4 protein-coding genes are annotated in these 9,242 nt (G+C 57.4%); 3 read left to right on the forward strand and 1 reads right to left on the reverse strand.

Annotated features, from left to right (window positions below; translation table 11 throughout):
• Positions 1–286: 286 nt before the first annotated feature.
• Positions 287–1,045: a nicotinamide mononucleotide transporter gene (locus Q0216_RS09730; RefSeq protein ID WP_298594936.1), complete on the reverse strand. Its 759-nt coding sequence runs from the start codon at positions 1,043–1,045 to the stop codon at positions 287–289.
• A 503-nt stretch (positions 1,046–1,548) separates the two neighbouring features.
• Between Q0216_RS09730 and Q0216_RS09735 the strand changes: the two genes are divergently transcribed.
• From Q0216_RS09735 to Q0216_RS09745, 3 genes are all read left to right on the forward strand, one after another.
• Positions 1,549–2,628 carry an S-layer homology domain-containing protein gene (locus tag Q0216_RS09735; RefSeq protein WP_298594938.1) on the forward strand — a complete coding sequence of 360 codons (1,080 nt, stop codon included), beginning with the start codon at positions 1,549–1,551 and terminating at the stop codon, positions 2,626–2,628.
• Positions 2,629–3,072: 444 nt separating this feature from the next.
• A complete protein-coding gene (locus tag Q0216_RS09740; RefSeq protein WP_298594940.1) occupies positions 3,073–6,177 on the forward strand; it encodes a DUF5074 domain-containing protein in 3,105 nt (1,034 codons plus the stop codon).
• Positions 6,178–6,755: 578 nt separating this feature from the next.
• Positions 6,756–8,948, forward strand: coding sequence for an LPXTG cell wall anchor domain-containing protein (locus tag Q0216_RS09745; RefSeq protein WP_298594942.1), 2,193 nt, complete (start codon positions 6,756–6,758; stop codon positions 8,946–8,948).
• Positions 8,949–9,242: the final 294 nt, after the last annotated feature.

The following is a 9,242-nucleotide window of genomic DNA, read 5'->3' on the forward strand; positions in this document are numbered from 1 at the left end:
ATCTGTCTTGTAAGTATATCAAGGAGAGTAATGAAAGATTCTCAACTCGGTCAGTCGGTCGGCCGGTCATAAAAATATTAAACAAATATTGAAAGATTCTTAGTCCTCAATGAAAGCCCCTCCAGTCTATTTATTTTAACAAATATGCGTAATTCTGGGTACAAATAGCGAGAATATTAAAACAGACCCCTCGACCCGCAGCAACAAGCTTCAGGTCGAGTGGCCTCCTCATGCATTAGCGTTAGCTGGTAGAAAGGTTAGCGCCCGAAAGCCGGGGGAGTGCCCCCTAAGCTGCCGCCGCTACAGCTCCCTTGGTTGCGGTGCCGCTTCGGGTCCACAGCAGGAGCGCTGCCACACTGTTGATGATGTAGAAAATGTACTTGCCGACGTTCGCGAAGTTGCCCTGGGTCAGCGCCTTGATGCACTGCACGGTGTTGTACGCGAACCAGAATTGCCACTGCATCGTGAGCTTGAGCGCGTTCAGAATGTTTGCTGACAGGGACAGGCCGAACACTGCGGTCGTGATCCAGAACAGGAATGAGGTCTGGCCGCCGTAGCCGATGTAGTTTGCGATGAGGGAGAACGCGAACGAACCCGCCACAATACCGCCAATGATCAGCTGCCCCTTCGTGCCGGTCGGCGGTTCCATCGCCTTGCCGCGTTCAGAGTTCTGCCACCTACGAATCGCGAAGGTGTATACGATGAAGGTCACCGGGTAGGTGATGATTGCCGCCTTGTTGCCCAGAATGTAGTCGATCGCTCCGGACAGTGCCGTGTTAATGATGCCGAGCACGTTGCCAACGTTGGAGAGGCGGCCAGTCAGGCGGGTAGACATCATTGAAATACCCACGTTAATCACGGAAATTACGCCGAGGGGAATGAAGTTCGTGATCGGGCCCCAGTCGACGTATTTAGCGAGGCTGGTGCCCAGGTATCCTGAGGCGATTGCGATGGCGATGACCAGTGCTACGCCGAAGATGTCGGCGTACTTGGACTTGGCGAAAAAGAGGAGGGCCTTCTCGAGTGAGAACTGCTTGGCCTCCATGGGTTACTCCTTTGTAGAGGGTTATAGAAACAGTGATAGGGTACCAATAACTATAACTCTTTGAAAAGGGTTCGAAACGGCGTGTCGCAGATAAAACCTCAGAACCCCACATATTCCATATCCCGGAACACCTCGGCGTAGGGCAACTCAAAGCCGCCCCCATCAAGAACCCATGCCAACTTCCGGCGCACCAACTTCCGGCAAACGTTGCCAGATAACGCCCCTACTTCGCTGAACACCGAAAATGGGCGTAAAATCACCGCCGTTTCATCTTCGCTTTAAAGAAACCTTAAGGTACGCTAGATGACTGGGCCAGGGAACTCGCGCCGGTCTCACTCACCGCGCATCCGCCCGACAGACACCCACGCCCCGCACGTTGCGTCTCACTCACGCACACAGGGGAGGGAACCACCGTATCGGCCTCACTCACCGTTTACGCCGCTGTCCGCGCGTCCTGCCACCCGTAACTCACTCAACTCAAACAAGAACTGAATAGGACAATCATGCCCTTGCTTAACCATCGACTCTCACGACGATTCTTCGTAAAGGGTGCTTCCGCCGCCGCCGCTGCAGGCGCACTGACCCTGCAGGCACAGGCCGCGCAGGCAGACGAAGCCCCCGCAAACCTTGCCCCGGCAACCGAGGAAACTAAAGGCCCGCGCCTCGTTATTCAGCGCGCCACCATCACTGAAACCGGTATGACCGTCAACTACACTGCACACGGTCTGCGCGAATTCCTCACCGAAGGCACCACCCTGACCGTACGCCACGGCTACGTTCGTAACGACTCTTTCGAAACTCTGCGCTCCTGGCCGCTCACCCCCGAATTTGACGGTGACGCTGACAGCTTCAGCGGTAGCGACCAGTTCCCCATCGAGCTGATGCAGGGTGAGGGTGTTGATCACGCCCTGCAGCTGGATATCTGCTCCGACCCGTGGGGCCAGGAAATCACCCACCAGATTGCTGCGCGCATCCCCGTGGCTGAGACTAAGATCCTGAAGACTTCTTTCGAGGACGTTCCGGATAGCCACCCGTTCGCTGAGGATATCCGCATGGCGAACCAGAAGAAGTGGCTGATGCCGAACCCGCAGACTGGCGCGTTTGAGCCGGACCGCCCTGTGACCCGTGAGGAGCTTATTGCTCTGCTGAACCACGCTGCAGGTCACGCTGGCGTGAGCGAAAACTCGGATGTTGCACCCTTTACGGATGCGGCAGACCGCCCGACCGCGAACGCGCTGCACTGGGCTCGTGACCGCAAGATCACCGAGCCGCTCACCGGTGGTGACAAGATTGACCCGACCGCACCGGTTTCTCACGAGGAGCTGGCGGCTGTGCTGTTCCAGTACAACGCGGAGGTGCAGCTGACCGAAATGAACGAGGCTACTGGTTCTCGTTTCCGCGACGTGCTCGGTGCCGGTACTCTGCACCGTTACGTTGCGTGGGCTGGTGCGAACGACATCGTTCTGGACTCTTCGGGTGTGTTCAACCCGACCGCCCCGACTACTCGCGCGGAGCTGGCTCGTTTCATTCGCCGCTACAAGCTGCAGAACCTGCTGTTCACTGACTTCTCGTATGTCTCCTAATTTTTAAATCACCCCCGGCACCGTGTCACTTGGCACTGTGCCCCCCCGGCACCGTATTATTCCTGGCGCTGTGTGTTGGGGTGCGTGGAACCCCCGTCTTCTGGCTTTGCTGGAGGCGGGGGTTTTGCTGTGCCCCGTTGCGCCTCGCCGCTGTATTGCCGCACCTCGGGGCATTTTAGTGGGGGAGTTTTAGTGACAGGCTGTGCCTGGCATATGAAATTTTGCGTCATATATACCTGAAATATTGCAAAATCCTGTGCGCTAAGTAAGTATTACCTAGAAGGTAAGTTAAAGGTTGCCTTACTTAATACTGTGTGAAGACTAGTTTCCTTCCTCGTGGGTCCACGAAACCCACACCAGAGAGCAGGAAAAACGCGGCACCTCACCACCATCGGTGGGGGAGAGGCGCACCTTCACACACCACCCACGAAAAAGGACATACATATGAAGCTCGCATCAAGCAAGGCATTCAAGGGCCTCGCCGTTGGATCGCTGGCACTGGCAATTTCCGGCGTTGCCACCATCCCCGCATCGTTCGCGGCAGACACCACCCCGGCAGCAAGCCAGAGCAGCGACGCTCGCACCATCACCGACAAGGCGATGGCAAAGATCACCCAGGGCCTGCCCGGCCAGTTCCAGGTCGCATACTCCAAAAAGACCAACAAGATTTGGGTTGCTGGCACCGCAGACCGCGACGAGCACGTTTCTACGATTGCTCGCATTGACGCAAACTCCCTGAAGATTGAGGCAGTTGCCGAGCTGCCCATTATCAAGGGGGACTCGGGCTACTCCTACGAGGGTGCGTACGGTATCACCGTCGATGACGAGGAAGGTACCGTGTGGGTGACCAGCACCCGCGATAACTCCGTTGCCGTATACGATCAGGCGACCATGAAGCAGCTGTGGACCAATGCGGGTCTGAGCAAGGACGACCCGAACTGGATTGAGCACCCCCGCGAGGTGCGTGTCGATCACGAGTCGGGTAAGGCTTTCGTGACCGGTCGCTTCTTTGTCTCGGCTATCGATCTGAAGACCAAGCAGGTTGAGAAGATTCAGCTTGAAGGCGCACCCGACGGCGGCACCCGCTACATCAGCATGAACATCCTGGTCGATAACGGCAAGCTGTACGTTCCCGAGCGCACCGGCGGCAAGATTTTCGTCATCGACACCAAGACCTTCAAGGTGGAGAGCAGCTTCGACACCAAGGGCAACGCCGAGGGTGAGGTTCGCCCCTCCGACATCGCGATTGACCACTCCCAGAACGAAATTTACGTCTCCTCCCAGGGCGTTAAGGGTGTGAACTCCGGCGTATCCATCTACGATGCGACCACCCACGAGTTCAAGAAGTTCATCCCGGTCGGCACCCAGGCGCTCTCCCTGGACAACGACGAGGCGAACGACCTGGTGTACGTCTCTGACTTCGGCACCGGAAAGGTCGGCGTGATTGACGGCGGCGCAGCAGACAAGCTGATCGCCGAGGTCGCCATGAACGGCGGCAAGGCAAACGACCTGGTCGTGCTGCCCAACGGCTCCGTAATCGCTGTGGACAAGCAGGCTGGCGCAACCGCAACCGTGCCCTACGTCCTTGACGGCACCACCGGCACCGTCAGCACTTCCAGCCAGGTCACCAGCAAGCCTTCTAAGGACAAGCAGGGCAACGAGGTTCCCGCCAAGACCTCCGACATTCAGGCGAACTCCATCCTGAAGTTCAAGGTCACCGCAACCGCAGGTGACAACTCCGAGGTCAAGCAGGTCACCCCCGAAACCCGTGAGTTCCAGGGCTACCCGGCAACCGCCACCAAGACCAAGGCAACCGACTCCACCGCCCCCTCCACCGAGGCACACCGCACCGTGGATGCAAACGGTAGCGTCGCGAACATCATTCAGGGTCTGCCCGGCCAGTTCCAGGTTGGCTACTCCAAGAAGAACCACAAGCTGTTCGTGCCCACCGTGGGTGCGCGCGGCGGCCTTGCTTCCTCCCTGGCACGCGTGGATGCAGACACCCTGCAGATCGAGGCATTCGCCGAGCTGCCCGTGAAGAAGAACGACAAGGGTCAGTACAGCTACACCTCCGCGTACGGCGTGACCGTTGATGACGTGGACGGCACCGTCTGGGTCACCAACACCACCGACAACTCCGTGGCAGTGTACGACCAGCAGACCCTCAAGCTCATCTGGACCAACGAGGGTGTGAAGGAAGACGACCCGAACTGGATCGAGCACCCCCGCTCCGTTCTGGTTGACCACGAGTCCGGCAAGGCATTCGTGACCGGCCGCTTCTTCGTATCCGCAATCGACCTGAAGACCAAGCAGGTTGAGAAGATTCAGCTCGAGGGCGCACCCGACGGCGGTACTCGCTACGTGAGCATGAACCTGTTCCTGGACGGCGGCAAGCTGTACGTGCCCGAGCGCACCGGCGGTAAGCTCTTCGTCGTGGACACCAAGACCTTCAAGGTTGAGAAGACCATCCAGACTCAGGGTGAGGATTCCACCGTTGAGGTTCGCCCCTCCGACGTTGCTGTGGACCGCTCCCTGGGTGAAATCTACGTCTCCTCCCAGGGCGTGAAGGGCGTCAACTCCGGTATCTCTGTGTACGACCTGAACACCGGCGAGTTCAAGAAGTTCGTCAAGTTCGGCACCCAGGCGCTCGCACTGGAGCACGATGAGGATCGCGACCTGGTGTACGTGACCGACTTCGGCACCGGCAAGGTGGCTGTCTTCGACGGCCGCGCTGACGAGGTTATCGGCGAGGTCGAGATGAACGGCGCAGCCGCGAACGACGTGACCCTGCTCAAGGACGGCTCCGTGCTGGTTCTCGACAAGAAGGACCGCGACGAGAAGGTGACCCTGCCATACGTGCTCAACGGCACCACCGGTGAAATCACCACCGCCAGCGAGTACACCACCCTGCCCGGCAAGGACCGCCAGGGTAACGACGTTCCCGCATCGGTTCAGCAGCTGAAGGCTAACTCGATTCTGAAGTTCAAGGTTGGTGTGAAGGACACCGACGCGAGCGCAGCTCCGGTGAGCATCACCCCGACTTCGCTTCAGTTTGCGGGTTACCCGACGGTGACCGGTGTGAAGGCTGAGGAGTCGAAGCCTGCTGATCCGAAGCCGGCTGATCCGAAGCCTGAGGACAAGAAGGCTGAGGACGCTAAGTCTGAGGACAAGAAGTCTGACGCTAAGTCCGAGAACACCGCAGAGGCTAAGGATCAGACCTCCAAGGACCAGATCTCTAAGGATCAGGCATCTCAGTCTGACTCCAAGTCTGACGCTAAGACCGGTGCACAGGACTCCAAGTCTGATTCCAAGCCTGCTGCGGATGCTGTGAAGGCTGATAAGTCCGGTTCGGCTGTGAAGAATGGCGGTTCCGATTCTTCTACCGGTGGTTCTTCGGTAGCTAAGAGCGATGCTGGTTCTTCGCAGGCTGGCTCTTCGCGTAGCGCTTTGGCGAACACCGGTGCTAACGCTGTGATGCCGCTGGTTGCTTTCGCTTCTGTGGCTCTGATTGCGGGTGCTGCTCTGGTGGTGCGCCGCCGCAAGGCATAAAGCGTAGCGTTTAGTTGTCGGGCTTGAATGCTCGATGTAACGCGTGAGAAGGCGGGTATTTTCTCTTTCGGATTCTTCGAATCTGGGGAGGGGTACCCGCCTTTTGCGTGCCTGCTAGGGCTAATGCTCGGCGGGTGGTTTTAGATCATATTTATATATGTGCACTTGCCTGTAAAAATATAGGTTTTGAATGTCGAAAAAATGTGTGGCCAGCGGTGAATATTACTGGCGCGCCTCACCTAAACTTTTACATTAATGTGTAAATATAAAAGCATCACAACACCCCTTGTAACCAGGGTTTTTGCCCGAAAGAGCAAGGAAAAACCCCGGAAGCAGCTCAACTTTCACGTGATACTGAAGGTGAATTAGGGGCTCACTCATAAAAACACAAAACACACCCACGTCGCTGCTTGTATTTTCCTGGGAAAACACTGAGGATTAGAAGGTAGGTAAATTTATGCGTTACCTGCATTTCTGCTTTTCGTGCCGTCGAATATGTCACCGCATATTCACGGGTGTCTCGTTAGCATTCGCATGCGGCATGTGAGCACTTCCGTTACACATTTGAAGGACACACATTGAACCTCACTCCCTCCTCGGGCAAGGCGTTGAAGGGGCTCGCTGTCGGCTCCCTCGCGCTCGCAATCTCCGGCGCAGCCATGATTCCTGCCTCCTTCGCAGCACCGAATACCGCAAACCAGACCGCTTCCCCCAGTGCGTCGGCTCCTTCCACCGCATCGCTGAGCCGCGTTGTTGACACCTCCGCATCCGTTGCGCAGATTACCCAGGGTCTGCCCGGTCAGTACCAGGTTGCCTATTCCAAGGCGAACAATAAGATCTGGATGGTCGGCGTGGGTGCACGCGGCGACCTCGCCTCCACCATTGCTCGTGTCAATGCAGACACTCTTCAGATTGAAGAAGTGGCAGTGCTTCCCTTCGAGCTGGATCAGAACGGCGAATTTGGCTACATTTCCGCGTACGGCATCACTGTTGATGATGTGACCGGCACCGTGTGGGTTACTAACACCACCGACAACTCCCTGTCTGTGTTCGATCAGAACACCATGGAGCAGATTTGGACTAACCACGGCATTTCCGAGAGTGACCCGAACTGGATTGAGCACCCCCGCTCCGTGCTGGTGGATCACAACTCCGGTAAGGTTTTCGTCACCGGCCGCTACTACGTGTCCGCAATCGACATGAAGACCTACGAGGTCACCAAGTTGCAGCTGGAAGGTGCGCCCAACGGTGGCACTCGATACATCGGCATGAACATGACCGTTGACGGCGACAAGCTGTACGTGCCCGAGCGCACCGGCGGCAAGGTCTTCGTCATCAACACCCACACTTTCAAGACTGAGCAGGTTATCCAGACCCGCGCCCAGGATTCCACCGTTGAGGTTCGCCCCTCGGACGTCACCGTTGACCACTCTGAGAACGAAATTTACGTCTCCTCTCAGGGTGTGAACGGCGTGAACTCCGGTATCTCCGTCTACGACCTGACCACCGGCGCGTTCAAGAACTTCGTCAAGTTCGGCACCCAGGCGCTGTCCATGGAGAACGATGAGGCGCGTGACCTGGTGTACGTGACCGACTTCGGCACCGGTAAGATTGCTATCTTCGACGCTAAGACCGACCGTGTAATCGGTGAGGTTGAGATGAATGGCGGTAAGGCTAACGACCTGACCATCACCGAGGACGGCTCCGTTATTGCCGTGGATAAGCAGGATATCGCCAACACTACCGCGGCTGTACCCTACGTGCTGAACGCGAAGACCGGTGACGGCTCCCTGACCGACACCTACACCTCCAAGGCGACTGTTGACCGTGACGGCAAGGCTGTTCCCTCCTCGCAGCAGAAGCTGGTTCCGAACTCCATCGTGAAGTTCTACGCTGAGGTTTCCGAGGGTGAGTTCACCTCCACCGCGACCATTAACCCCACTAAGGTTCCTTTCCAGGGCTACCCGAAGCAGGCTACCGCGGTGCTGATTGGCCCCACCCTGAACTTCGCTGAGGGTACCGTCGACATTACCCGCCCCTACACCTTCCACGTGTCCGGTTACGACTTTGAGAAGCCCCCGGCAGAAGGTATTCGCCTGTTCCTCGTCAAGGAAGGCGAATGGGAGATGGGTAACGACAAGCTGACCGATAGCGAACTGGCAAACATTCAGAAGGTGTCCACTATCGTTCCGGCGAGCGCGTTCGTCTACAACGCACGCACCGGCAAGTACTCCTTCGACGCAACCCTTCGTGTTCCCCCGAACACCATGCAGTACAGCCAGGGCTACCTGCTCGGCACCGTCACTGCTGGTTCGGACGTGGCGACCAACCGCGAGTATGATTCGGTTGTTCCGCTGATCGTTAATGACGCGAAGGATGCTGGCAACGCAGATAACCGCGATGAGGCTGATGAGCCGGCATTCCCTGCCGCTGCCTCGGCGTCGCCTTCTGCTTCCGCATCTGCATCTGCTGCGGCAGCGGAGGAGAAGCCCGCGGCTGAGCAGTCCAGCGCAGAGGCGGCTAACGACCATGTGGCAACCACCGCGAAGACCGCGACGCTGAAGAACTCTTCTTCGGTGAAGTCTGAGGACCAGGCTAAGGGCTCCAGCTCTGATTCTCAGGTGAGCGCTTCGGCGACCAAGTCTGCGCCTCAGAGCAAGGGCTCGCTGGCTAAGACTGGTGCTCAGAGCGTTCTGAGCCTGGCTGCTGTCGGTGCGTTTGCACTGATTGCCGGTGCCGCTGTGATGGTGCTTCGCCGCCGTAAGGCATAGTTTCTTGCTCTAGTTTGAGCGGATGCGCCCCGTACACTGTGCGGGGCGCATTTTTGTGTCTATTTGCAGGGGGGGGGAGGAGCGCCTGGTGCAGCTGGAAAAGAGCCGGTGCTGAGGGTCTTGCACTCAGTGTAAAATATGTGACTCAATTCACCGCTTTTCAATTTGGTTGTTCCTGGGAAGCTCTGTATAGTTATATGTGTTGCCAGGAAGACCTGGTAAAAGAGATGTAAATCTCACGGCCCCATCGTATAGCGGCCTAGTACTCCGCCCTCTCACGGCGGCAACACCGGT

It is taken from the genome of uncultured Rothia sp., assembly GCF_937976295.1.
Classification (GTDB): Bacteria; Actinomycetota; Actinomycetes; order Actinomycetales; family Micrococcaceae; genus Rothia.

Coding starts and splice junctions, on each gene's coding strand:
- Q0216_RS09740 (WP_298594940.1), top strand. CDS start 3,073: ATGAAGCTCGCATCAAGCAAGGCATTCAAGGGCCTCGCCGTTGGATCG.
- Q0216_RS09735 (WP_298594938.1), top strand. CDS start 1,549: ATGCCCTTGCTTAACCATCGACTCTCACGACGATTCTTCGTAAAGGGT.
- Q0216_RS09730 (WP_298594936.1), bottom strand. CDS start 1,045: ATGGAGGCCAAGCAGTTCTCACTCGAGAAGGCCCTCCTCTTTTTCGCC.